Below are 23573 nucleotides of genomic sequence, written 5' to 3'. Positions count from 1 at the left end.
GGGCAGGATTTGCCCGATCTGCCCGCCCTTTGCAACCCGTCAGGGCAATGAAGCGACCCGTTGGGTAAAGAGATCGACCACCCCTGCCCCGTCGACATCGCAGCACACGTGCACGACGGGACGCGAAGGATCAGGGCGGGTCAGGCCAATCTCGGGGCCGTCCGCAACAACCTGCAACCCGGTTTCTACCATTGTGAACATGTCCGCATGGGTACAGGCGATCACAGCTGTCGAATCGTGTAGCCCGCAACCCTCAAGCCCACCAACATCCTTGTAGAACTTCAGATAAAACTTCGAGATGTCGCGCAGGAACCCACCCATATCTGCGGATTGTTCCGCGAGGCCGTCAAAATCGGCCCCTTCGTAGAGGGTCCTGAGCGTCACATCCAAGCCAACAACCACCGTCGTAGGAGGGTTGGCAAATACCTCATCGGCGGCAAGAGGGTCATGGTAGATATTCGCCTCGGCATGCGGGGTAATGTTACCAGGGCAATAAACAGCGCCGCCCATGATGACCAAGCGGGCGATGTTCTGGGCAAATTCCGGGTCCAGACGCAGGGCAGCGGCGATATTGGTTAAGGGACCGACGGCGCAGACCACCAGTTCGCCCTTATGCACGCGGGCCATTTCAACCAGGTATTCGGCAGCGGACAGGCTGTGATTGCTCCCGATCTGAGGGATGTCGGTGACATCTCCAAACCCCTCAGGCCCATGAACATGCTCAGACGGCGCATGTGTGTCCGCCCCCTGCGCCACGGGTGCGCCTTCTGCGACCGGGGCGTCTATGCCCAGTTTATCCAGCAAAAACCGCGCGTTCCGGCTGGATTGATGCACATGGGTGTTGCCGAAAACCGTGGTCAGGCCAATCAGCTCAATCTCGGGGGCGGCAGCCGCATAAGCGATGGCCATTGCGTCATCAATGCCGGGGTCAGTGTCTATAATCAGTTTCATGTCTGCCCGATAGCGCAATCGGCAAGGGATGCAAAGTGGTCACAGACAGGCCTCCGCCCCCCGTGTCATCTTATTCAATGATTTGATTCCGCGCCCCTTCTCGGGATAGCTGAGTTGAAATTGGGCGAGTCAATCCCCAAATGTATACTATAGTACACAATACTGAGAGGACAGTTATATGGAAGAACAGATTATTGGATTGATTTCATCCAACATCATTTTCCTGCTTGGCGCGGCGTTGATCGTTGTCATCATTTTCAAGGGCATCAAGATCGTGCCCCAATCCGAGAAATTCGTCATTGAACGGTTCGGCCGCCTGCATTCGGTCCTTGGGCCGGGCATCAACTTTATCGTTCCGTTTCTAGACGTTGCACGCCACAAGATATCCATTCTGGAGCGTCAGTTGCCCAACGCGACTCAGGACGCGATCACCAAGGACAACGTACTGGTGCAGATCGACACCTCGGTCTTTTACCGCATTCTGGAACCGGAAAAGACGGTCTATCGTATCCGTGACGTAGATGGCGCGATTGCCACCACCGTGGCCGGTATCGTCCGCGCCGAGATCGGCAAAATGGACCTGGATGAGGTACAGTCGAACCGTGCGCAGCTGATTACCCGTATTCAGGAAAGCGTGGAAACCGCCGTGGATGACTGGGGTATCGAGGTGACTCGGGCCGAGATTTTAGACGTTAACCTGGATCAGGCCACCCGCGACGCAATGTTGCAGCAGCTGAACGCCGAACGCGCCCGTCGCGCGCAGGTGACTGAGGCCGAGGGTCAGAAACGCGCCGTTGAACTGAACGCCGATGCCGAGCTATATGCGGCTGAACAAACCGCCAAAGCCCGCCGTATTCAGGCCGAGGCCGAAGCCTATGCAACGGGCGTGGTCGCCAAAGCTATTCAGGATAACGGGATCGAGGCCGCTCAGTATCAGGTCGCATTGAAACAGGTCGAGGCCCTGAACGCACTTGGCGCAGGCAATGGCTCACAAACCATCGTGGTGCCCGCGAATGCGCTCGAGGCGTTTGGCGATGCCTTCAAAATGTTGAAAGGAGGCCGGTAATGGCCGATCCGTTCTGGTTGACATGGTGGATTTGGTTGGCGGGGGCTTTGGCCCTCGGCATCCTCGAGATTGTGCTGCCGGGGTTCATCTTTCTGGGCTTCGCAATCGGCGCGGCGATCACTGGGCTGTTGCTGGTCATTCCCGGGGTCGCACCGTCCCTGCCGGTTTTGCTGCTGATCTTTGCAGCTTTGTCCTTGGTGGCGTGGCTGGTGTTGCGGCGGATGTTCGCCCTGCCCCATGGTCAGGTGAAGACCTTCCGGCATGATATAAACGAATGAATCGCTCGGCGCCCAATAAGGGCGCCACGGCACCACTGGACGCTGCCCGTGGCTTTCCCTATATAAAAGCTCAGGAAACAGACCCGAGGCACGAATGACCCACCCGAGTGAACAGTTCGAAGGCACCCCGCTGATTGCGCCTTCCACGATTGAGCACCCCTTGTATGAAGCGGTGGTCGAGGCGTGCCGGTCCGTCTATGACCCTGAGATTCCGGTCAATATTTATGATCTGGGCCTGATCTACACCATCGACATCACGCCCGAAAACGCCGTTAAGGTCATCATGACCCTGACCGCGCCAGGCTGCCCTGTCGCGGGCGAAATGCCGGGCTGGATTGTCGAAGCTGTCGAACCGGTGGCCGGTGTCAAGGAAGTGGACGTAGAACTGACATGGGAACCGCCCTGGGGCATGGAGATGATGTCCGACGAGGCCCGTCTGGAACTGGGCTTCATGTAAGCAAACCAGCTGTCGATGACTAAACCGCCCTCAATCACCGGGGCGGTTTTTTATTTGATACCGCAGGTGGATTTAATTTCTTCCGCCCGCGCGTCCAGCGCTTTGACGTAATCACCAGAGAGCATCGACAAATGTTTCTTCTCGGTCCCGGTGATAAGGCCCAGCAGCGCACCGGCTGGAAGGATTGAAACAACGCTTGCAACCTGTTGATCTTGAGCGTGTTTTTTCTCAGCCGCGATGGCGCGCAAATCCCCTGGCGCAGTGGCGCAATTCACCGGATGCCGCTTTTCATCGGTTTGAGCCGCAGCAGCACCAGCAAACGCCGCGAGGGCAATTAACGGCACCGCTTTTAGTCCACTAAGCTTTAGCGAAAAATTCATCCTGTTGCCCTACCTGCAATGTTCTCTGCTCAACTGAGTGCAAGGCTAGGACGAAGGCGCGGCGTTAGGCAAGCGTAGGTTGCACATGTGCCTACCTGAGTGGAAAACTTAGGTAAGCACGTCTGCTATGTCTTGAGACTGCCCCACCAGAGGACTAAGTTATAAACAACGCGTGACGACGGAGACGAAAATGTTTGGCATTCCCGGCAAACAGGCCGTGACCATGACCCCAAAGGCTGCGGCCCAGATTGTACGCCTGATGGAATCGGGCGGACACGCGGGACTGCGCATTGGCGTCAAAAAAGGCGGCTGCGCAGGCATGGAATACACCATGGACTACGTGGACGAAGCCGACACCAATGATGAGGTGGTCGAACAGGACGGCGCGCGGGTGATGATCGCCCCTATGGCGCAGATGTTCCTGTTCGGAACCGAAATCGACTATGAAGTCTCGCTGCTGGAAGCCGGTTTCAAGTTCCGCAACCCAAACGTGGTCGATGCCTGCGGATGCGGCGAGTCGATCAAGTTCGACGAGACCCTGTCAGCGCAGAATTAAGACGCCGTTTTCAAGTGAACGTAGGTTTCGTTGAACCGCCGGGTCAGGTGTTCTCCGGCTGAAATCACTTGGTCCGACTCAGGCGGCGCAACATTGGTGTCATAGGACGGGTTAAAAAACAGCGGCACCGAAACCCGTTCATCCGCTCCTCCGACGACCCTGTGCATGGTCGCTTTGACCTGCCCTGCGGTCCAGAACTCCAGCATTTCCCCGAAGTTGATCACGAAGGTGCCGGGGTCGGCTTGGACCTCGGCCCAACTTCCATCCGGCAATTGCGCCTCAAGCCCCGGAGTGCCATCCGTCGCCAGCAAGGTAAGACAGCCATAATCCGTATGCGCGCCGATCCCGAAATCACGCGCCCCCGCCCAAACGGGACGTTGAGGGTAGAAGTTGCCGCGCAGCAAAGCCATCGGCGTGTCAAACGCCACATCAAAGCTGCCCGCGTCGCGGCCCAAAGCAACGGAAATCGCTCGCAAGATACGCATCGCAACGGCACAAGCGTCACCATAGTAGCCTTGAATCATGTGCTGAAAACCAGACGGCGCGTCGGGCCATTGGTTAGGGGCGTAAACGCTCAAGTCCCGGTCGGCATAGGCACTGTCCTTGGGCAGATCGAAACCGCAATCGAACACCTCTTTGTAGTCCGGATTCGCATCGGGATCGACTTGTTCGGAATGCGGCGCACCCCAGCCTCGATTTGCCCCGGTCTTTGCCATGTCGACGCGGCTTTTTTGCGCCTCGGGCAGGTGGAAAAACGCTTTGTAAGCGGCTAGGACGGCTTCGATCCTCGCCTTGTCTAATCCAGTGTTGGAGACGCGCAGAAACCCAACGTCGCTAACGGCGCGCCGCAATCTGGCCAGTTCCGCCACATCACGGGCGTCCAATTTCGCAAGATCCAGTGTGTCGATCATCTCTGCCTCATTAGCTCGCGCGAGTTCTGTCGATTTCTGCGATGGTCTGCAACCGGAATTGTCACGACCCCCGGCGGGTGTTATCCGAAACACAAACAAAAATTCTTGTGGGAGTGTGTGCGATGCGGCGCAAGCTGGCGGCTGGTAACTGGAAAATGAATGGAATGTCGGCCGAGCTAGAGGAGTTGAGCACCCTCGCCCGCATGTATCCGTCCCCCACGGTCGATGTGCTGATCTGCCCGCCCGCAACCTTGCTGTACCGCGCAGCCAGCACCGTGCAGGCCACAGATATTCAGGTTGGCGGTCAGGATTGCCATGCAAACGCCTCTGGCGCCCATACCGGAGATATCAGCGCCGGAATGCTGCTGGATGCCGGGGCGTCCGCGGTCATTCTGGGCCACTCTGAACGGCGCGAGGATCACGGTGAGCAAAATGAAGACATCCGTGCCAAGGCCCGTGCTGCCATGGACGCAGGGTTGAAAGCCATCATCTGTGTCGGAGAAAGCCTGGAACAGCGCGAAGCAGCCAACACCCTGGATATCATCGGCGGTCAGATGTCGGGCTCGATCCCTGATCAATCAACCGGTGAGAACCTGATCGTCGCTTATGAACCCATCTGGGCTATCGGCACGGGCAAGGTCCCCACCCTCGACGAAATTGGCGAGGTCCACGACTTTATCCGCACCCGTCTGGAACGTCGCTTTGGCGAAGGCGTGGGACGCTCGGTCAGGCTACTTTATGGCGGGTCGGTCAAACCCAGCAATGCCGCAGACATCTTTGCCGTGTCCAACGTGGATGGGGCTTTGGTCGGCGGGGCCAGCCTGAAAGCGCAGGATTTCGCGGGCATCATCGACGCGCTGCAAAACGCCTGAGCGTCACGCCAGTTTCATAGTTACCAAACCGGCCACAATCAGGGCCGCTGCAATCAAGCGCGGGGCTGTCAGGGCCTCGCCTAGAAACATGACGCCGATCATGAACGCTCCAACCGCACCGATCCCAGTCCAGATCGTATAGGCCGTGCCGAGTGGCAAATCCCGCATAGCCAGCGCCAGCAAGCCAAAAGACCCGATCATCGACACGCCCATCAGCGCGGTCGGCCAAAGCCGGGTGAAACCAACCGATTGCTTCATCGCAACGGCCCAGACGATTTCCAACAAACCGGCGAATAGCAGAAAAATCCAGGGCATAGAGGCACCTAATATCCGTTCGGGTCGTCCCGAATGATCAACCAAGTTGGTGAGGTCGTCCTCTGCCCTCCAGATGGGCATGACCCGCAATTCGTCAAGAGGGGCGCAAAGGAAAAAGCCGGGCCTCTGGGGCCCGGCTTTCATGTGGTTCACGGCTAGTTCGTTATGATCTCTGGCCCCATGAAAGTGTTGGGCAAGAAGGTCGATATCCATGGGATATACGTGACCATGATCAGGAAGACGAACAGAACCGCCAGGAAGGGCAGCGCCGCCTTCACGACGCTCATCATCGGCATTCCGGCCACGCCCGAGGTCACGAACAGGTTCAGCCCGACCGGAGGTGTAATCATCCCAATCTCCATGTTGACCACCATGATGATGCCCAGATGGATCGGGTCGATGCCCAGTTCAATCGCAATCGGGAACACCAGAGGTGCCACGATGACCAGCAGGCCCGAAGGCTCCATGAACTGACCGCCGATCAGCAGGATCACGTTCACCACGATCAAGAAGGTCACAGGTCCCAGACCCGCCGACAGCATGGCACTGGCGATGTGTTGCGGCACCTGCTCGTCGGTCAGCACATGTTTCAGGATCAGCGCGTTGGCGATCACGAACAGCAGCGTGACGGTCAGCTTGCCTGCCTCGAACAGCGTATGCTTGGTATCGGGGTGGAAAAAGGCCGTCACCAGCGCATAGGGCTTTTTGATCAGCGGCAGATTGGGTTGCCCTTCTTGCGTGCTGAGCGGGCCCATGTCCTTGTAGACGAAGCTGGCAATCAGGAAGGCATAGACGGCGGCCACGGCCGCGGCTTCGGTCGGAGTAAAGATACCGCCATAAATACCACCCAGAATGATGACGATCAGGAAAAGGCCCCATCCGGCCTCGCGCGCCGAGGCAAAGATCTCGCCCCATCCTTTCCACTCACCTTTGGGCAGGTTCTTGACCTTGGCCATAACATAGATGGTGATCATCAGCATCAGACCTGCCATCAGGCCCGGAATGACCCCTGCAAGGAACATGCGCCCGACCGAGACCTCGACGGCGGCTGCATAGACAACCATCACGATCGACGGCGGGATCAGGATGCCCAGCGTACCCGCGTTACAGATCACACCAGCGGCGAATTCCTTGGAATACCCCACCTGACGCATCCCTGCGATCACGATCGAGCCGATGGCCACAACGGTCGCCGGGGACGACCCCGACAGTGCCGCGAACAGCATACAAGCAAACACGCCCGCAATCGCCAGACCACCAGGCAAATGCCCAACACAGGCAATCGAGAAGCGTATGATCCGCCGCGCCACACCGCCCGTTGTCATGAAAGACGACGCCAGAATGAAGAACGGGATTGCTAGCAGGGTGAAATGCCCCTCGAAGGCCTCGAACAGCGTGCCTGCGACCGAGGCCAAAGAACTGTCAGAATAGATCAGCAGGAACAGGGTCGAGCTAAGGCCAAGCGCCACCGCAATCGGAACACCGATCAACAGCAGGCCAATGACCATTGAGAAAAGAAGAACGACGTCCATCAGTCATGCACCCCTTGTTGTGCGCGGACTTCTTCGATCTCGTCCTCGACTTCGTGGCTGGCGACAAGGCGGTCGGTTTCGCCGCGCCAGATTTGTACTGCAACCTGAGAAAAGCGGATCACCAGCAGGATCATCGACACCGGCAACACTAGATACGGGATCACCTTGGGCAGCTTTTCATAGCCCTCGCCATAGTTGATCATGTCTTCCAAAAACCGCAGCGGCGCGACCATTGGGATGTCGTCAACCTCGTAAAAGCTCTGGCTGCGCGCACCGGTATCGAACCCGGTCGGGAACCACCGGCCTGAGGTCGGCGGCAGATCCGCGAAGACGGCCCAATAGTCATAGGACCCCTTCAGCAGCAGCAACGAGAAGACCAGACAGCACGCCACCGCAATCAGCGCCAGGATGCGTCGCGGCGCCGGGGCCAGCATGTTCAGGATCGCATCCACGCCCAGATGCGCGTGTTTCTTCACTGCATAGGACGCCCCCAACAGCACCAACCAGCCAAAGGTGAACACTGTCAGTTCCAGCGCCCACAGGATGTTAGAATTAAAGACGAACCGCGCGATGACGTTGGCGAAGGTGACGACGGTCATCACCCCCAACAACAGCGCGATCATCGTCTCTTCGATATGGTCGATCAGCCCGCCAGAGCCGGGTTTCGCACCAGACATCTCATTGTCCCCGCATTTTGTGTGATGAGAATAATTGGGGCGGGCCTGTTTCAGCCCGCCCGGCCCGCGCGTCGATAACTCCCCAGTCCCCCGGCGCGCGGACTGCTCGGATTAAAATCCGGCGTTGATCGCCTGTGCAGCGTCGATCTTGTCCTGACCCACATCGCCAGCGAACTTGTCCCAGACAGGCTTCATCGCATCGACCCAAGCCTGACGCTGGTCGGCGTTCAGCTCACGAATGGTGCCCCCGGCGTCGATCACCGACTGCTTGGCCGCTTCGTTCACCGCAAAGGCTTCTTTGTTCCGCGTCTCGGTGACTTCACTCAGGATCGTCAGGAACTGATCGCGCACTTCGGGGTCCAAGCTGTCCAGCCAGTCAACCGAAGTCACAACCAGATAGTCGATGATGCCGTGGTTGGTCTCGGTAATACCGTCCTGCACTTCGAAGAACTTCTTGCCGTAGATGTTCGACCAGGTGTTCTCCTGCCCGTCCACAACGCCCTGCTGCAAAGCACCATAGACTTCCGAGAACGCCATTTTCTGCGGGCTGCCACCAATGGCTTCCATCTGCGCGACCAGCACGTCCGAAGACTGAACACGGAACTTCAGGCCATCCGCATCCGAAGGATCAACCAAAGGTTTGTTCGCCGACATTTGCTTCATGCCGTTGTGCCAAAATGCCAGCCCCTGCAGGCCACGGCGCTGCATGCTGTCCTTCATCGCTTGACCGTCAGCCGAGGCTTGGAATGCGTCCACCGCATCAATGTTCTTGAACATGAACGGCAGGTCGAACAGACGGAACTGCTTGGTGAACTTTTCAAACTTCGACAGCGACGGCGCGGCCAGTTGGACGTCGCCCTGCAGCATCGCCTCCAGCACCTTGTCGTCATTATAGAGGGTCGAGTTCGGGAACACCTCCATGCACATAACGCCGTTCATCTCGTCATTGACACGCTGCTCCAGCAACGATGCAGCAATCCCCTTGGGGTGCTTGTCGGTGTTGGTCACATGCGCAAACTTCACCACGATCTCGCCGTCGTCACACGCCGCCATCCCAGCGGTCGCGGTCACGGTCAGCGCCAGTGCGGTTGCGGCTGTTGTCAGGAATTTCATCTGTCCTATCCTCCCAGACTTCACAAAACTTCTCCCAGACGCTCGACGAGCGCCTCATGCCGGGCAGTGAACCGAATCGCCTCTTACCGCTCAACTTTTTGTTCTGAATGCCGGTTGATTGTATTTTTTTGTTAATTAACAGTTCATTACAAGCCGCGCGAACAGATCTTTGGCTGCTATCCTTGAGCGACGTGCGAAATTTCGCACAAGCCCAAACCCCTTCTGTGCGGTTTTCCGCACAACTTGATTCGCCCATCGAGAATCACCACCCAATCAAGCGCAACCACAGTTCGCGTCAGCGAACTGCCCGGCCCAACCGCCTGACCTGCATGAAATGCAGAGAAAGCGGGCGGGAGCACCTACCTGCGATAATCCTCGGGCCGAATGCCATAGCGAGCCAGCTTGTCGTAAAATGTCTTGCGCGGCAGTTTCAGCGCCTTGGCCGCGTCCGATGCTTTGCCGTTATGGCGCCCCAGCGCCGCGATCAAAAGTGACCGCTCAACTTGGGCCATCTGCTCGCTCAGACCCAACTCAGTGGCGGCGCCCACCTCATCCGGCATCCCAAGCACAAAGCGCATGGCCGCTGACATCAAGGATCGGGCATTCCCTGGCCAATCTTGCGACATCAAGGCCGCCAAATGTTCGGAAGAGATGTCAGGTACTGCAATGCCAGCCTGTTCCGCAGCCTGCGCGACGTAGTGGCGAAAGATCACCGGGATATCCTCGGGCCGCTCGGACAGGGACGGGATGCGCACGCGCATCACATCCAACCGATAGAACAGGTCCGCATGAAACTGCCCTGTTGCGGACAGATCCGCCAGATCCGCAGTGGTGCCGGCGATGATCCGTGCCCCAACCCCCTGCTCGATGATTTCAAGCGCCGCATATTGGGTGTCTTTCGGCATCACCGAAACCTCGTCAAGGAACAGTGAACCACCAGCCGCGTCCTCACACACCTGCTGCAAAGACTGAACCGACATGCCCGAAGCGGGCCGCTTGACGAATGGACCCTGCGATTGCGGTGACATCAAATGAACCACCTCAGCAACCTTTGATATCCCACTGCCCGCAGGTCCTGTCACCAGAACCTCGGCCCCAGTCGGCGCAACTGAACGCACCCGGTCCCGCAACGCCTCCGACCGCGCAGACAGACCAAACAGAAGCCGCGCCGCCGGGTCGCCCTTTTCCAACTCCTGTTTCAAGGCGCGCTGTTCCAGCACTTGCCGCCGCGCCAGATGCGCCCGTTCCAGCACCTCAAGCAGATCAGAGGCCGCACAGGGCTTTTCCAGAAAATCGAACGCACCCTTGCCCATCGCCCGAACGGCCATTGGAATATCGCCTTCGCCTGTCAGCAGGATCACCGGCAACTCGGGATCAATCTCCAACGCGTAGTTCAAAAGGTAAAACCCGTCCCGTCCGGGCATGCGGATATCCGAGACGATGACCCCCGCAAAGTCTGCGCGAATATGATCCTTGGCTGCTACAAAAGAGCCTGCCGTGACCGGCGCGTAATCCGCCAGTTCCAGCGTTTGCGCCAATGCCTCGCGGACCGCCGCGTCATCATCGACCAGAAGAACCTTGCGTGTCATACCACTTCATCTTCCCGAAAATACTCCAGTTCAACCGTAAAGGTCGCCCCTGGATTCGAGTTCACACCGCGAATATTGCCGCCAAAGCTTTGCACCAGCCCGTACGAGATCGAAAGACCCAGCCCCATCCCCTCTGAGGAGCCGACCTCTTTGGTCGTATAAAACGGTTCGAACAGTTTTTCCGTATTTTCAATCCCCGGACCGATATCGCGGACTGTCACCGACAGCTTTTCGTCATCATGTATTTCAATGTCGATCCGCCGCTCGGGTTGCTGGCTCATGGCGTCGGCGGCGTTGTTGATCAGGTTGACGAAAACCTGCCCCAGACGCACCTCTCCGCCCCACGCGAACACAGGCCGCACCGGAGGGGTCCAGTCCAGAACCACCCCATCCGCGCGCAAACGCGCCTCGGTCAGTTCGATCGCGGTTTCGATGACCTGCACCAGATCAACCTTGCTCATCGGCTCGCTTTCATTGCGCGCAAACGCCCGCAGGTTCTTGATGATGCGGGCCATACGTGCGGCCATATCGGAAATGCGGGTTAGGTTCTCAGCGGCCTTTTCCTCGCGTCCACGGGTCAGGAAAGCGGTTCCATTATCGGCGAATTGCCGGATCGCCATGAGTGGCTGGTTCAACTCGTGACTGATCCCAGCAGACATCTGCCCCAATGCGCTGAGTTTTCCAGCCTGCACCAATTCTTCCTGCGCGTGTTTCAGGGCGGTTTCCGCCTCCTGTCGCTCATGCACTTCGCGGCGCAGGGCGGTGTTGGCATCCGTCAGTTCATGAGTGCGTTGCGCCACGCGGCTTTCCAACTCGACATTGGCCAAGGCCAAAGTGCGCCTGCGCTCGGTGGCCAGATACAACAAAGCCCCAAAGGCCAGACAGATTGCCGCCACCGTCGCCGCCTGCAACCCGGCCAAGCGCAGGGCCGGAGCAACATCGACCAGCACTTCGGCCGTCATGTCGATCACTGGCAGATCCAGCGTCAGATGCAAGGCACGTTGCGGTAAATACCGACCCCAATCGACCTCCCACAACTCATGCTGTCCCACTTGGACCGAGGCGAAGGCCACGGACTCACCGGTTGGCGGAGATAGCCCCAGCTGGCCGTCGTCACGGCGCCAGAACAACAGGTCCGAACGATTGGAGATGAACACGACCCCCTCGGCATCGACAAAGAAAACAGCCTCGGTACTGCCGCGCCATGTCTGCTCGACATCCTGCACGTCGGCGATGACCATCAATGCCCCGTCCACCTGCCCTTCGGGGCCAAACGCGGGGGCGGCGTAAGAATAGATCCGGTCCCCGGTCGCGTCTAACACCCCATGGGCACTGCCCATCGCGCCTTGCAAGGCACGCTCAAAGGCAGGGTGATCGGCCATATTGGTCTGTGCCGCCGGTTGCGCCGAGGCCAGAACCTGACCGTCACGGTCCAGATAGATCATATCGACCGCCGCTGTCTTATCGGCAACATCCAACAGCACGAAGCGCGCTTCGCGCCGTTGTGCTTCGGTCTCCAGCGTGTCGAAAGCAGGATGTGTGGCCATCAGTACGGCAAGTTCCTGATAGACCTGCATCTGAGTGCTCAGCCGGTCGGCAGCGAGTTCCAGATCAGCCTCAGCCTTGTCACTAAGTTGCAGCAGCGCCTGCCGGTAGCCGTATGACCACACCCCTGCCGCCAACAGCGCGACAGACAAGACAAATCCCAAAACAACCCAAACCCTTTGCATGAAATAGGGTCTTGCATTCACCGGGCCTCATGGCAAGTGTCCTTGGAATGAAGACGCTTACCCAATCCCCGGTTGCACCGGACTTCGTCCAAAACCCCTACCCTTTCTATCACCATGCCCGCGCATCCGGCGATCTGATTTATTGGGACGACTATCAGATTGTGGCCGCCGTTTCGCACAAGGCCGTGCAAACGTTGCTGAAAGACCGCCGCTTTGGCCGTGAAACCCCAGCCGAGATGCAAAAGCCGGGTCCAAGGCACCTCGCCCCATGGTTGGCGATCGAGGCGCATTCCCTGCTTGAGCTGGAACCACCCCGCCATACTAGATTGCGGGCCTTGGTGATGCGCGCCTTCACCTCGCGCGCGATTACTGCGCTAGAGCCCGCAATACGGGACCTGACCCACGCATTGATCGACGATTTCCCGGATTCCCCGTTCGATCTGCTGGACCGGTTTTGCACCCAAGTGCCCGTGATCACCATCTGCCGCCTGCTGGGCGTACCCGAGGAGATGTCGCCGGACCTGCTGCGTTGGTCCCATTCCATGGTCGCCATGTATCAGGCCAGCCGAACGGCACAGACCGAACAAGATGCAGCCGCAGCCTCGCAAGAATTCACTGATTTCCTGAACAGCTATATCGACCGCCGTCGCACGGATTCGCGTGATGACCTGATCACCCGGCTGATTGCAGCCGAGGAAGATGGCGAGAAACTGACGCGCGATGAATTGGTCGCCACTTGCGTCCTGCTGCTGAACGCCGGACATGAGGCAACCGTGCATTCGCTGGGCAACGGCGTGAAGACAGCGTTGGAACTAGGCCTTGATCGCAGCGTCTTTCAGCCGGGTGTCACAGACGGAACGGTCGAGGAAATCCTGCGCTACGATCCGCCGCTGCACATGTTCACGCGCTATGCTTACGAAGACGTCACCCTGTTCGACCACAGTTTCAAACGCGGCGACGAGGTGGCCTTGCTTTTGGGGGCGGCGAACCGCGACCCGGCAGTATGGACAAACCCAGATCAGTTTGACCCAACCCGCCCGGTTGTCACCAACACCAGTTTTGGCGGCGGCTTGCATTTCTGTGTCGGGGCGCCGTTGGCACGGCTGGAAATGCGAGTCGCGCTGTCGATCCTGTTCAATCGGTGCCCCTCTCTACGCCTGAGCGAAGCACCGGCCTATGACAACACCTATCACTTCCACGGCTTGCAGCGCTTGATAGTGGAAACCTGAAACTATCCGTCGACCAAAGCACCCAAAGGCAACATCGTGGTGGACTTGATCTCCTCCATCGATAGCAGCGCGGTCACGTTGTGGACCCGCACTTCCGAGATCAGGGTCTGGTAGAACTCATCATAGGCGCGCGCGTTCTTGACCCGCACTTTCAGGATATAATCGATATCGCCCGCCAGCCTGTGCGCCTCTTGCACTTCGGGCCGATCCCGCAGGGCCTTGAGGAACTTGCGTTGCCAATCGGCCTCGTGCTCTGAGGTGCGGATCAACACAAAAAACGTAGCCTCGAACCCCAGCGCCTCGGCGTCCAGCAAAACGGTCTGCTGACCGATGACTCCGGCCCCTTTTAGCTTGCGGATCCGATTCCAGACCGGGGTCTTGGAGCTGCCAACCCGCGCTGCTATTTCGTCCAGCGATTGACTGGCATCGCGCTGAAGCTCAACCAGAATTTTCCGATCCGTGTCGTCTATTCGCACCGACATTCCAATTTTTCCCTCGTTTCGAAACCCACGTTCCACATTTCAATTCAACAGGAACGTATGTTCTTATTTATGCGCCCATATGGCGCAATACTGGGAATATTTCCTATATTGCAGGTCAAGTCAAACCAACCGGAATCAACTATGCAAGACGCACGTTCATATGATGGCACAGGGCATGTCGACTTTGTCGGCGCGGGCCCCGGCGATCCTGAATTGCTGACGCTCAAGGCGCTGCGTGCGTTCGAGCGCGCGGATGTCATACTGCATGACCGCCTGATTAGTGCCGAGGTTTTGGCAATGGCGGGAAAAACGGCTGCTCTGGTTGATGTGGGTAAAGCCGGTTTTGGTCCTTCGTGGAAACAGGCGGATATCGACGCCCTATTGGTGGAACATGCGTTAAAAGGTCAGCGGATCGTACGCCTGAAATCCGGTGATCCTACCTTGTTTGGTCGTCTGGACGAAGAGATCGAGGCCGTTGAAGCCTCAGGCATCTCTTGGACCATCATCCCCGGTATTACGGCTGCCTCGGGCGCTGTGGCGGGTATCGGCCAAAGCCTTACCCGGCGCGGCCGCAATTCCTCGGTCCGGTTCTTGACCGGCCACGACATGAAGGGCTTTGCCGATCACGACTGGGCAGCACTGGCGCGTCCGGGCTCTGTCGCGGCAATCTATATGGGCAAAAAATCGGCTCGGTTCATCCAGGGCCGCCTGATCATGCACGGCGCCGACCGCGCCACGCCCATCACATTGGTGGAAAACGCCTCGCGCCCTGATCAGCGCATCGTGTCAACCAATCTGGACCAGTTGCCCGCCGATCTGAACGCCGCCGAAATGGACGGCCCCACCCTGACTTTTTACGGCCTTGCCCCGCGCCAAGCGGCCAAGACCCTGACCGAATTCAAGAAGGAGCACGCCTGATGGCCCGCGCTTTTACCCCCAAAGTCGTCACTGCGAATGACCTGCTAGAAGGCGACGTGATCTACCTGACCGCCGATGACCGTTGGTCGCGCGACCTGGCCGAGGCCGAGCTGATCACCGACGAGGCCCACGCTCAGGTCCGCCTGCTGGATGCCGCGCGTCAAGCCAATAAGATCGTCGGCGCATATCTGGCCGATGCAGTGGCCGGTGAAAACGGCCCCGAACCCACCCATTTCCGCGAGGACTTCCGCCGCACCGGCCCGTCCAACTATGCCCACGGCAAGCAGGAAACAACAATGCAGCCCCGGGCCTGATCTCTGGCCCTCTCTCTCCCCAAAAAGGCCCCTAGGTATCGGGGCTGCAACTAAGGACAGCTAATCATGTATCGCTACTCCGAGTTCGACACAGCATTTTTGGCAGAACGTAACAAGCAGTTCCGCGCCCAGGTTGAGCGTCGCATCGACGGCTCGCTGACCGAGGATGAGTTCAAACCCTTCCGTCTGATGAACGGCCTGTATCTGCAACTGCACGCGTACATGCTGCGCGTCGCCATTCCCTATGGCACGCTGTCCAGTGCACAGATGCGCCAACTGGCCCTGCTGGCCGAGAAGTGGGACAAGGGCTATGGCCATTTCACCACCCGCCAGAACATCCAGTATAACTGGCCTAAGCTGAACGACGTTCCGGATATGCTGGACGCGCTGGCCGAGGTTGGCATGCACGCCATCCAGACCTCGGGCAATACGATCCGCAACGTGACCGCCGACCATTTCGCCGGTGCCGCCGCGGACGAGATCGCCGATCCTCGCCCCTATGCCGAACTGCTACGCCAGTGGTCCACCGATCACCCGGAATTCCAGTTCATGCCGCGTAAGTTCAAGATCGCCATCACCGGTTCGGAAAACGACCGTGCTGTAATCAAAGCGCACGACATCGGCCTACAACTGGTTGAACGCGACGGCGTTCTGGGCGCCCGCGTGATCGTGGGCGGTGGTCTGGGCCGTACGCCGATGATCGGCAAGGAACTGTCGGATTTCGTCGCCTTTGACGACCTGCTGGCCTATCTTGAAGCGACTGTGTCTGTCTGGAACCAGATCGGCCGCCGTGACAACAAATACAAAGCACGCATCAAGATCACCGTTCATGAAAACGGCATCGACACCATCCGCGCCAAGGTAAACGAGCGCTTCCTTCAGGTCCGCCCCCAATTCAAAGGCGCCGATATGGCGTTGTTGGAAGAGATCAAGGGCCACTTTGCAGCGCCTGATTTCCGTCAGGGCTCGGTCGCGTCCTTTGAGAGCGCCTATACCAACGATCCAGTCTTCCGCTCGTGGGTCGATACCAATATCGCGCCGCATAAGAACGCGGACCACGCGATTGTCACGATCTCGATCAAAAAGCACGGCGCGACACCGGGTGATGCGACCGCAGAACAGATGCGCGTGATGGCCGATTTGGCTGAAGAGTTCGCTTATGATGAGCTGCGCATCAGCCACGAGCAGAACGTGATCCTGCCGCATGTCCACAAATCGGACCTGCCCGCGATCCACGCCAAGCTGAAGGAATACGATCTGGCCACCGCAAATATCGGCCTGATCAGCGACATCATCGCCTGCCCCGGCATGGATTACTGCGCGCTGGCCACGGCACGTTCGATCCCGGTTGCACAGGAAATCGCAACCCGCTTTGACGATCTTAAGCTGGAGCATGATATCGGCCACCTGAAGATCAAGATCTCGGGCTGCATCAACGCTTGTGGTCACCACCATGTGGGTCACATCGGCATTCTGGGTCTGGATCGTGCAGGCGTCGAGAACTACCAGATCACTCTGGGCGGCGACGGCACTGAAACGGCAGCCATCGGCGACCGTACCGGTCCAGGCTTTGCTTATGATGAAATCGTCCCGGCGGTCGAGCGGATCGTGAACACCTATTTGGAACAGCGCGACAGCCCCGAAGAAGAGTTCCTGCAGACCTATCGCCGTGTCGGCATGGCTCCGTTCAAGGCAGCTCTGTACCCCGAGGCTCAGGCGAATGCCGCTTGATCTGATCCAGACGGAACTGGGCAAAGACCGCAGCGAACTGACCGAAAAAGTCGAGGCGCTGAACGCCCGGTTCCGGCACCACAGCGCGCATGACGTGATGCACGGTGCCATTGACCAGATTGAAGATCTTGCCCTGGTGTCCAGCTTTGGGGCCGAGTCGGTGGTGTTGCTGCACATGGCGGCGGTGGTCGACAAGATGACCCCGGTGCTGTTTGTGGACACTCAGATGCTGTTTACCGAAACGCTGGAATACCAGCAGGAGGTCAGCGAACGTCTGGGGCTTAAAAACGTGCAGATCATCCGCGCCGAGGACGAGGATGTGAAGCGCGACGACCCCTATGGTGCCCTGCGTCTGCGGGATACGGATGCGTGCTGTAACTTGCGCAAGACCTTCCCGCTGCAACGGGCCCTGACGGGCTACTGCGGCTGGATCACCGGGCGCAAACGGTTTCAGTCCGGCACCCGCGCCGCGCTGGAGTTCTTCGAGGTCGAAGACGGCACTGGCCGGATCAAGGTCAACCCGTTGGCCCATTGGGCGCCCGAGGATGTGCGCGCCTATATGGAAGAAAACAACCTGCCCCGGCATCCACTGGTGGCCAAAGGATACCCCTCGATCGGTTGTGCGCCCTGCACCTCGCCGGTCAAAGAAGGCGAAGACCCTCGCGCCGGACGTTGGCGCGATCAGAACAAGGAAGAATGCGGCATCCATTTTGTCGATGGCAAGATGGTGCGCGCCGGAGAGACAACATGAACGTAATCGTAAATGATGAGGGCTTTGCCCCCGACGACTGGACCGATGGGTTTGTTACGCTGGAAGACGCCGCCAATGACGTGGTTGCGTTGGATGTGGCCTCGGACACCGATCCGGATGAGCTGTTTGAACGTCTGGGCAGCGCCAAAATGGTGCGCGTGGACTTTCCGTCGTCGGCTGATGGGCGCGGCTTTACCATTGCCCGCATTTTGCGCCTGAAAGGCTATACCGGCCGTCTGCGCGCCCGCGGCCATGTGCTGGCGGATCAATTCGCCATGGCTCGCCGTAGCGGCTTTGACGAGGTCGAGATCGACCAGGCACTGGCCCAGCGTCAGCCCGAGGATCAGTGGCTGGCCCGGTCGAACTGGGAAGACAACAACTATCAGGCCCGCCTGCGCGGTTAAGACCGCCATCGGTCAGCTTGAGGACAGGACGTGGGGGCAACTGCCCCCTTTTCCTGACGTGGATCAAAGATTAAACGGAGATGCCGGTTTACCCAACTGGCGGATATAACGATGACAGAGATGAAACCAGTGAGTGAAGCAACCGCCGTGAAGGCCCCCGTTCTGCCCGACGCCCAGACCGTCACCGACGTCAAGCATTGGACCGACAGCCTGTTTTCCTTCAAAGTGTCGCGCCCGGCCTCGCTGCGGTTCCGCTCGGGCGAGTTTGTGATGATCGGTTTGATGGGCGATCCCGACCCCAAGACCGGCCGCCAAAAACCGCTTCTGCGCGCTTATTCGATCGCGTCGCCCTCCTGGGACGAAGAGCTGGAGTTCTACTCGATCAAGGTGCAGGACGGTCCGCTGACGTCAAAGTTGCAACATATCAAACCCGGCGATCAGATTATCCTGCGGCCCAAGCCCGTTGGCACGCTGGTACATGACGCCCTGCTGCCCGGCAAACGCCTGTGGTTCTTCGCCACCGGCACCGGCTTTGCGCCCTTCGCCTCGCTGCTGCGCGAACCGCAGACCTATGAAGATTATGATGAGGTCATCATCACGCATACCTGCCGCGAAGTGGCCGAACTGGAATACGGTCGTCAGTTGATCGAAGACATCCGTAAGGACGAGATGCTGGCCGAGCTGATGGGCGAAGGTTTCGCCGACAAGATCCGATACTACCCGACCACCACACGGGAAGAGAGCCCCAAGATGGGCCGCATCACCAACCTGCTGCAAGACGGCACTGTCTTTGCCGATCTGGGTATCGAAGGTGGCATCAAGCCGGAAACCGACCGTGCTATGGTCTGTGGCTCACTGGCCTTTAACCTCGATATCAAAGCCATTCTGGAAGAGTTCGGCCTGCGTGAAGGCGCGAATTCCGAACCCAAGGAATTCGTCATCGAAAAGGCCTTTGTAGGCTAGTCAGGCCGCGCCGGTCACCGGGTTACCCCTGACCGGCGCATAAACCTGCTGTGAAACCACCGAAATTCCATCGTTTTGGCGTGGATCACGCTTGAATCAGGCACCGGAGCGGTCTAAATTTCGGGCTCGAATTTCTGCAATCATCAAAGGAATGAACCCATAGCCCGCAGACCTCACAACGCGCCGCCTCAGAGAGATACCGGCCCGCGCGTCAATGAAAGAATCCGTGCCCCCGAAATCCGCCTGATCGGCGCTGATGGAGATAACGTCGGGGTGGTTCATCCCGCCAAAGCCATGCAACTTGCCGCAGATGCGGGCCTAGACCTGGTCGAGATTTCGCCAAACGCGAACCCGCCGGTCTGCAAGATCATGGACTTTGGCAAGTTCAAATACGAACAGCAGAAACGCGAAAGCGAAGCGCGTAAGAAGCAAAAAGTCATCGAGGTGAAAGAGGTCAAGTTCCGACCCAACACCGACACGCATGACTATGACGTCAAGATGAAGAACGTCTTCAAGTTTCTGGAAAAGGGCGACAAGGTCAAAGTCACTCTGCGCTTCCGAGGCCGTGAGATGGCACACCAGAATCTTGGGCGTGAACTGCTGGAGCGCGTGGCAGAGGACATCAAGGATCTGGGCAAGGTCGAAAACATGCCCAAAATGGAAGGCCGTCAGATGATCATGATGATCGGGCCGCTTCCTCAGAAGTAATCAGAATTACCGGATGTTATTCAAAGCCCCCCGCCGTGGGGGCTTTTTTCTGTTCATCCTGCCGTTCACGCAGCCACACGATTGAGTCGTTTAAGTCAAATCCCAATGAGATCAGATCGACGATCAAAAGCAGAACCAGAAACCGAACAAATCCGGTGGTCAGCGGAGTTCCATCCGTTAGCAGGATTATGATGATCGCCACCATCGGCACCCAGCAGATCAGATGAGGCAGAGCCATGGCCTTGGACATACCGCGTGCGGCCCTCATAATCGGAATATTCAACGCCATTCCTGTCACGGCCAAGGCTGCAATCAATGCACCCTGCGGTTGATCAACAAAAGCCAGAGTGCCGAGATTCACAGGCACAAGGATGAACGTCATCCATAACTGTACCCATAGTGGCAGTGCCCGAAAACTTAACCAAATGTCTGCGATCATTACTCACACCCATTCACAATAAAATAATGAATAAGTGTATTAATTACACAGGAGTTGTCAGTACACAAACACGTTATACGACTGCGGCCAAAGAATTACTCAACTTTGTGACCATTTCGCCAACCTGAGTCTCATCTAGAATGAACGGAGGGGCCAAAAGAACGTGGTCTCCGAATCGCCCATCGCGTGTGCCTGACATCGGGTAGCAGATCAAACCTTCCGCTAAAGCGGCCTTTTTGATCTTGGCAGCCACACCCTGTGACGGATCGAAGGGTGCTTTGGTTGCACGGTTCGCGACCAGCTCGATTCCACGAAAAAGCCCCCGCCCCCGAATATCCCCGACATTGGGGTGCTGACCGAACTCGGCAAGCAAAGCGTCCTGAACCGTCGAACCCATCTGCATCACGCGATGCGGCAGATCCCGCTCGATCATCTGTGTCACAACGGCAAGTGCCGCTGCTGTTGCAACGGGGTGGCCAATATAGGTGTGACCGTGCTGAAAAAAGCCCGAGCCGTCTCGGATTGCGTCATAAATCTTCCCGGTGCACATCATGGCCCCGATCGGCTGATACCCCGCCCCCAGACCTTTGGCAATGCACAGGATATCGGGGGAGACGCCCTCATGATCGCAAGCGAACAGATGCCCGGTGCGCCCCATACCGCACATTACTTCGTCCAGGATCAGTAACACACCGTACTGGTCACAAATCTCGCGGATTCGTCTGAAATACCCCTCGACCGCAGGTACCGCACCCAATGTTGCCCCAACTACGGGTTCGGCCATGAACGCCATCACACTGTCCGGCCCCAACCGCAGGATTTCTGTCTCAAGCGCGTTTGCGACCCTCTGGCCATAATCAAAGCTGCTCTCATCCTCGGATTTCTCACCGTATTCGTAGCAGGCCGGGATATGAGACATCTCGATCAGCATCGGTGCAAACTGCGCGCGCCGCCATGCGTTCCCGCCGGCCGATAAGGCCCCTAAGGTGTTCCCGTGATAGCTTTGACGGCGCGCAATAACATGACGCCGGTCTGGTTGCCCTATCTCAAGAAAATATTGCCGCGCCAGTTTTATCGCGGCCTCGGTCGCCTCGGATCCGCCCGATACAAAATAAACGCGGTCCAGATCACCCGGCGCGTGTTTGATCAGCAGATCCGCCAACGCCTCGGCCGGTTCCGAAGTCATGAACCCCGAATGGGCAAACGCGATCTTTCCAACCTGCTCTTGAACAGCGGCAATCACCGCAGGATCCGAGTGGCCAAGGCAAGACACAGCCGCATCGCCACAATCCAAATACCGACGCCCCCGAGAGTCGATCAGATAGCATCCGTCGCCTCCAACAGCAGTTGGCAGATCAGCCTTGGTATGGCGTGGAAAAACGTGGCTCATGATCTGATACCTTTCAAAGTTTCTACCAAAGCGGCAACAGATGCCGCGTTGTCGGCCCAAGGGGTTCCGGCGTGGTCCGTCAGACTGTTTTCAAACCCGACACGCACATCTCCACCCTTTTTCGCAGCCATCGCAAGGCACGCATGTTCCCGCGGCCCAAAAGCACAGACCATCCAGGGCCCATCGACCGGCGGCAACCTGTCCAAATCCTCGGGCGATGAATTCATCCCTGCCGAATACCGCCCCAGAACCAACAGATGCTCCGACTGTTCCATTCGCACTATGCCCGACGCGCGCCATTGCGCCAACAAAGCAACGTCTGCTGCATTATAAAGGATATGCTGAACCCGCGTCCCCTGTTCGGCACATAGCCCATAAACCCGATCCGCGAGGTCCGGCGCACGCGCAATCTCGCGTACAGAAACCGAGGCCCAACCCGGCCTCACCCCGGCCAGACAGTCGTACTGTGCTTGCACGTCATACAGACCGACCGCTTCGGTCGTGATCTGGATGTCCAGCGTCGGGACTTGTCTACGCAGCTCAGCAATCGTTTCCAGATATTGCCCCGCGTCCAAACTATGCCGTCCCTGCGTATCACGTATATGTAGGTGAAGACCTTGCGCCCCGACCCCATGACATGCCTGCGCCGTCTCCGTGATCTGATCCAGCGTCACAGGAAGATAGGCATGATCCTTGACCCCGCGCCGCGCCCCATTTGGCGCAAGCAGAACATAGGGTTTCTCGGACGACTTATGGGCAGACATTGGCACATCCTTTTGCATACTTCGGACATGACGGTTCACTTCAGTGTTTTCAATTTGCCTTTTTCAAAACATTTGTTTTTATGCAGAACATGACACTCAATTCCCTAACCCGACGCTTGCGCGGTACAATCGATCAGTTGCCCCCAGCCCTGCAAGCGGCCGCAAAATATGTACTCGATCATCCCGGCAATATCGCGCTGGACCCAATCCGAGTGTCTGCCGACAAGATCGGCGTAAGCACCAATGTGTTGGTCCGGCTGTCCGAAAGACTTGGGTATGACAGCTACGAGGCCTTCCGCGCACCCTTTCGCCATGCACTGCTAACTGATCGGGAGCGACACCTGAACCAAAGCTGGCTAGCGGAAATGCACGAAGGCACACCCGCCGATCAGGCACAGGCCAAATTCGCCGAAACCACATTGAATGTAACAACCCGATCCCTTCGGTTGATGACGCCCGAAAAAACGGCGCAGGCGCTCGATGTCATCACGTCTTCTCGGCGGTGCTTTGTCACCGCCACCCGCGCCAGTTATGCGCTGTCCTACTATTTCTCGTATGTGGGCCGAATGGCACATCCCGGAATACAGTTGATCCCACGACATGTTGGCGCAGCCAGCGATGACCTCGTGGACGCGACCCAGCAAGACTGCCTGTTGGCCATCACCGTTCACCCCTATTCCGCAGATACAATCCAATCGATGCGCTCTGCGCTGGCCCGCCGGATGCGCCTCATCCTGATCACCGACAGCGAGGTGGTCGCACCAGGCATTCAACCCGACGTCCTGTTCCCGGTCAGCACAAGATCCCTGCATCACTTTTCTGCATATTCCGGCGCAATGGCTGTCCTTGAATGCCTTCTTGGGCAGTTGTTCGACGCAGGCGGTGCAGACGCACTGAACCAAGTTCAGGCCTACGAAAAAGCCAGGGAACAAAACGGCGCGTATTGGGCTCCCTCCAAAACGCCACGTATCCGGCGATAAAAAAGCCCCGCTTTTGTTGCGGGGCTTTTGGGTTCGTTTGTCTAGGCGGTTACGCGCAGGCTTGTACGGCGCG

General features: G+C 58.1%; 27 protein-coding genes. 14 read left to right on the top strand and 13 right to left on the bottom strand.

Features of this window, described 5'->3' with window-relative positions:
* Positions 1 to 39: 39 nt before the first annotated feature.
* A complete protein-coding gene (locus tag AC2FJ6_RS20100) occupies positions 40 to 951 on the bottom strand; it encodes a nucleoside hydrolase (RefSeq protein ID WP_170769628.1) in 912 nt (303 codons plus the stop codon).
* Positions 952 to 1129: 178 nt separating this feature from the next.
* Between AC2FJ6_RS20100 and AC2FJ6_RS20095 the strand changes: the two genes are divergently transcribed.
* The 3 genes from AC2FJ6_RS20095 to AC2FJ6_RS20085 all read left to right on the top strand — a co-directional run bounded on the left by AC2FJ6_RS20095 (position 1130) and on the right by AC2FJ6_RS20085 (position 2752).
* Positions 1130 to 2017: an SPFH domain-containing protein gene (locus tag AC2FJ6_RS20095; protein ID WP_170769627.1), complete on the top strand. Its 888-nt coding sequence runs from the start codon at positions 1130 to 1132 to the stop codon at positions 2015 to 2017.
* Positions 2017 to 2295: an NfeD family protein gene (locus AC2FJ6_RS20090; RefSeq protein ID WP_170769626.1), complete on the top strand. Its 279-nt coding sequence runs from the start codon at positions 2017 to 2019 to the stop codon at positions 2293 to 2295. Before AC2FJ6_RS20095 ends, AC2FJ6_RS20090 begins: the two co-directional genes overlap by 1 nt.
* Positions 2296 to 2389: 94 nt before the next feature.
* A complete protein-coding gene (locus tag AC2FJ6_RS20085) occupies positions 2390 to 2752 on the top strand; it encodes an SUF system Fe-S cluster assembly protein (RefSeq protein WP_170769625.1) in 363 nt (120 codons plus the stop codon).
* A 50-nt stretch (positions 2753 to 2802) separates the two neighbouring features.
* Here AC2FJ6_RS20085 and AC2FJ6_RS20080 read toward each other — a convergent pair whose 3' ends face one another.
* Complete coding sequence (locus AC2FJ6_RS20080; RefSeq protein WP_237217154.1) at positions 2803 to 3132, bottom strand: hypothetical protein; 330 nt, start codon at positions 3130 to 3132, stop codon at positions 2803 to 2805.
* Between the two features lie 190 nt (positions 3133 to 3322).
* Here AC2FJ6_RS20080 and AC2FJ6_RS20075 point away from each other — a divergent pair, with 190 nt between their 5' ends.
* On the top strand, positions 3323 to 3688 hold the full coding sequence (locus AC2FJ6_RS20075; RefSeq protein WP_170769624.1) for a HesB/IscA family protein: 366 nt from the start codon (positions 3323 to 3325) through the stop codon (positions 3686 to 3688).
* Here AC2FJ6_RS20075 and AC2FJ6_RS20070 read toward each other — a convergent pair.
* On the bottom strand, positions 3685 to 4599 hold the full coding sequence (locus AC2FJ6_RS20070) for an isopenicillin N synthase family dioxygenase (RefSeq protein ID WP_170769623.1): 915 nt from the start codon (positions 4597 to 4599) through the stop codon (positions 3685 to 3687). The genes AC2FJ6_RS20075 and AC2FJ6_RS20070 overlap by 4 nt on opposite strands.
* 122 nt (positions 4600 to 4721) lie before the next feature.
* Between AC2FJ6_RS20070 and tpiA the strand changes: the two genes are divergently transcribed.
* Positions 4722 to 5471, top strand: a complete 750-nt coding sequence (gene tpiA, locus AC2FJ6_RS20065) for a triose-phosphate isomerase (protein ID WP_170769622.1) — start codon at positions 4722 to 4724, stop codon at positions 5469 to 5471.
* 3 nt (positions 5472 to 5474) lie between these two features.
* Here tpiA and AC2FJ6_RS20060 read toward each other — a convergent pair whose 3' ends face one another.
* The 6 genes from AC2FJ6_RS20060 to AC2FJ6_RS20035 all read right to left on the bottom strand — a co-directional run bounded on the left by AC2FJ6_RS20060 (position 5475) and on the right by AC2FJ6_RS20035 (position 12427).
* Positions 5475 to 5786 (bottom strand): DMT family transporter, encoded by a 312-nt coding sequence (locus tag AC2FJ6_RS20060; RefSeq protein WP_170769621.1) that lies wholly within the window; start codon positions 5784 to 5786, stop codon positions 5475 to 5477.
* 155 nt (positions 5787 to 5941) lie between these two features.
* A complete protein-coding gene (locus tag AC2FJ6_RS20055; protein WP_170769620.1) occupies positions 5942 to 7318 on the bottom strand; it encodes a TRAP transporter large permease in 1377 nt (458 codons plus the stop codon).
* Positions 7318 to 7995: a TRAP transporter small permease gene (locus AC2FJ6_RS20050; protein ID WP_170769619.1), complete on the bottom strand. Its 678-nt coding sequence runs from the start codon at positions 7993 to 7995 to the stop codon at positions 7318 to 7320. The genes AC2FJ6_RS20055 and AC2FJ6_RS20050 overlap by 1 nt, the downstream gene beginning before the upstream one ends.
* A 111-nt stretch (positions 7996 to 8106) precedes the next feature.
* On the bottom strand, positions 8107 to 9108 hold the full coding sequence (locus tag AC2FJ6_RS20045) for a DctP family TRAP transporter solute-binding subunit (RefSeq protein ID WP_170769618.1): 1002 nt from the start codon (positions 9106 to 9108) through the stop codon (positions 8107 to 8109).
* Between the two features lie 359 nt (positions 9109 to 9467).
* Positions 9468 to 10697, bottom strand: a complete 1230-nt coding sequence (locus AC2FJ6_RS20040; RefSeq protein ID WP_170769617.1) for a sigma-54-dependent transcriptional regulator — start codon at positions 10695 to 10697, stop codon at positions 9468 to 9470.
* Positions 10694 to 12427: a sensor histidine kinase gene (locus AC2FJ6_RS20035; RefSeq protein ID WP_170769616.1), complete on the bottom strand. Its 1734-nt coding sequence runs from the start codon at positions 12425 to 12427 to the stop codon at positions 10694 to 10696. The genes AC2FJ6_RS20040 and AC2FJ6_RS20035 overlap by 4 nt, the downstream gene beginning before the upstream one ends.
* Positions 12428 to 12474: 47 nt before the next feature.
* On the opposite strand from AC2FJ6_RS20035, the gene AC2FJ6_RS20030 reads away from it, so the two are divergent.
* A complete protein-coding gene (locus AC2FJ6_RS20030) occupies positions 12475 to 13656 on the top strand; it encodes a cytochrome P450 (RefSeq protein WP_480873638.1) in 1182 nt (393 codons plus the stop codon).
* A gap of 2 nt (positions 13657 to 13658) precedes the next feature.
* Here the strand turns inward: AC2FJ6_RS20030 and AC2FJ6_RS20025 are convergent, their stop codons facing one another.
* Positions 13659 to 14138 (bottom strand): Lrp/AsnC family transcriptional regulator, encoded by a 480-nt coding sequence (locus tag AC2FJ6_RS20025; protein ID WP_170769614.1) that lies wholly within the window; start codon positions 14136 to 14138, stop codon positions 13659 to 13661.
* A 141-nt stretch (positions 14139 to 14279) separates the two neighbouring features.
* Between AC2FJ6_RS20025 and cobA the strand changes: the two genes are divergently transcribed.
* The 7 genes from cobA (at position 14280) to infC (ending at position 19927) form a co-directional block, all read left to right on the top strand.
* Positions 14280 to 15056 (top strand): uroporphyrinogen-III C-methyltransferase, encoded by a 777-nt coding sequence (gene cobA / locus AC2FJ6_RS20020; protein WP_170769613.1) that lies wholly within the window; start codon positions 14280 to 14282, stop codon positions 15054 to 15056.
* On the top strand, positions 15056 to 15370 hold the full coding sequence (locus tag AC2FJ6_RS20015; protein ID WP_170769612.1) for a DUF2849 domain-containing protein: 315 nt from the start codon (positions 15056 to 15058) through the stop codon (positions 15368 to 15370). The genes cobA and AC2FJ6_RS20015 overlap by 1 nt, the downstream gene beginning before the upstream one ends.
* A gap of 66 nt (positions 15371 to 15436) precedes the next feature.
* Positions 15437 to 17101, top strand: coding sequence for a nitrite/sulfite reductase (locus AC2FJ6_RS20010; RefSeq protein ID WP_170769611.1), 1665 nt, complete (start codon positions 15437 to 15439; stop codon positions 17099 to 17101).
* A complete protein-coding gene (locus AC2FJ6_RS20005; protein ID WP_170769610.1) occupies positions 17091 to 17852 on the top strand; it encodes a phosphoadenylyl-sulfate reductase in 762 nt (253 codons plus the stop codon). The genes AC2FJ6_RS20010 and AC2FJ6_RS20005 overlap by 11 nt, the downstream gene beginning before the upstream one ends.
* Positions 17849 to 18256 (top strand): DUF934 domain-containing protein, encoded by a 408-nt coding sequence (locus AC2FJ6_RS20000; protein ID WP_170786575.1) that lies wholly within the window; start codon positions 17849 to 17851, stop codon positions 18254 to 18256. The genes AC2FJ6_RS20005 and AC2FJ6_RS20000 overlap by 4 nt, the downstream gene beginning before the upstream one ends.
* A gap of 111 nt (positions 18257 to 18367) precedes the next feature.
* Positions 18368 to 19219: a ferredoxin--NADP reductase gene (locus AC2FJ6_RS19995; protein ID WP_170769608.1), complete on the top strand. Its 852-nt coding sequence runs from the start codon at positions 18368 to 18370 to the stop codon at positions 19217 to 19219.
* Positions 19220 to 19336: 117 nt separating this feature from the next.
* Positions 19337 to 19927 (top strand): translation initiation factor IF-3, encoded by a 591-nt coding sequence (gene infC / locus AC2FJ6_RS19990; protein ID WP_456239037.1) that lies wholly within the window; start codon positions 19337 to 19339, stop codon positions 19925 to 19927.
* A gap of 16 nt (positions 19928 to 19943) precedes the next feature.
* Here infC and AC2FJ6_RS19985 read toward each other — a convergent pair whose 3' ends face one another.
* From AC2FJ6_RS19985 to AC2FJ6_RS19975, 3 genes are all read right to left on the bottom strand, one after another.
* A complete protein-coding gene (locus tag AC2FJ6_RS19985; RefSeq protein ID WP_170769607.1) occupies positions 19944 to 20366 on the bottom strand; it encodes a hypothetical protein in 423 nt (140 codons plus the stop codon).
* Positions 20367 to 20439: 73 nt separating this feature from the next.
* Positions 20440 to 21756, bottom strand: coding sequence for an aspartate aminotransferase family protein (locus AC2FJ6_RS19980; protein ID WP_170769606.1), 1317 nt, complete (start codon positions 21754 to 21756; stop codon positions 20440 to 20442).
* Positions 21753 to 22520: a beta-keto acid cleavage family enzyme gene (locus tag AC2FJ6_RS19975; RefSeq protein WP_170769605.1), complete on the bottom strand. Its 768-nt coding sequence runs from the start codon at positions 22518 to 22520 to the stop codon at positions 21753 to 21755. Before AC2FJ6_RS19975 ends, AC2FJ6_RS19980 begins: the two co-directional genes overlap by 4 nt.
* Before the next feature lie 89 nt (positions 22521 to 22609).
* On the opposite strand from AC2FJ6_RS19975, the gene AC2FJ6_RS19970 reads away from it, so the two are divergent.
* Complete coding sequence (locus AC2FJ6_RS19970; protein ID WP_331252074.1) at positions 22610 to 23500, top strand: MurR/RpiR family transcriptional regulator; 891 nt, start codon at positions 22610 to 22612, stop codon at positions 23498 to 23500.
* Positions 23501 to 23573: the final 73 nt, after the last annotated feature.

Source organism: Ruegeria sp. CDSA089, assembly GCF_059612205.1.
Note: the sequence above shows the minus strand (reverse complement) of the source record. Positions and strands in the feature narration are given on the sequence as shown.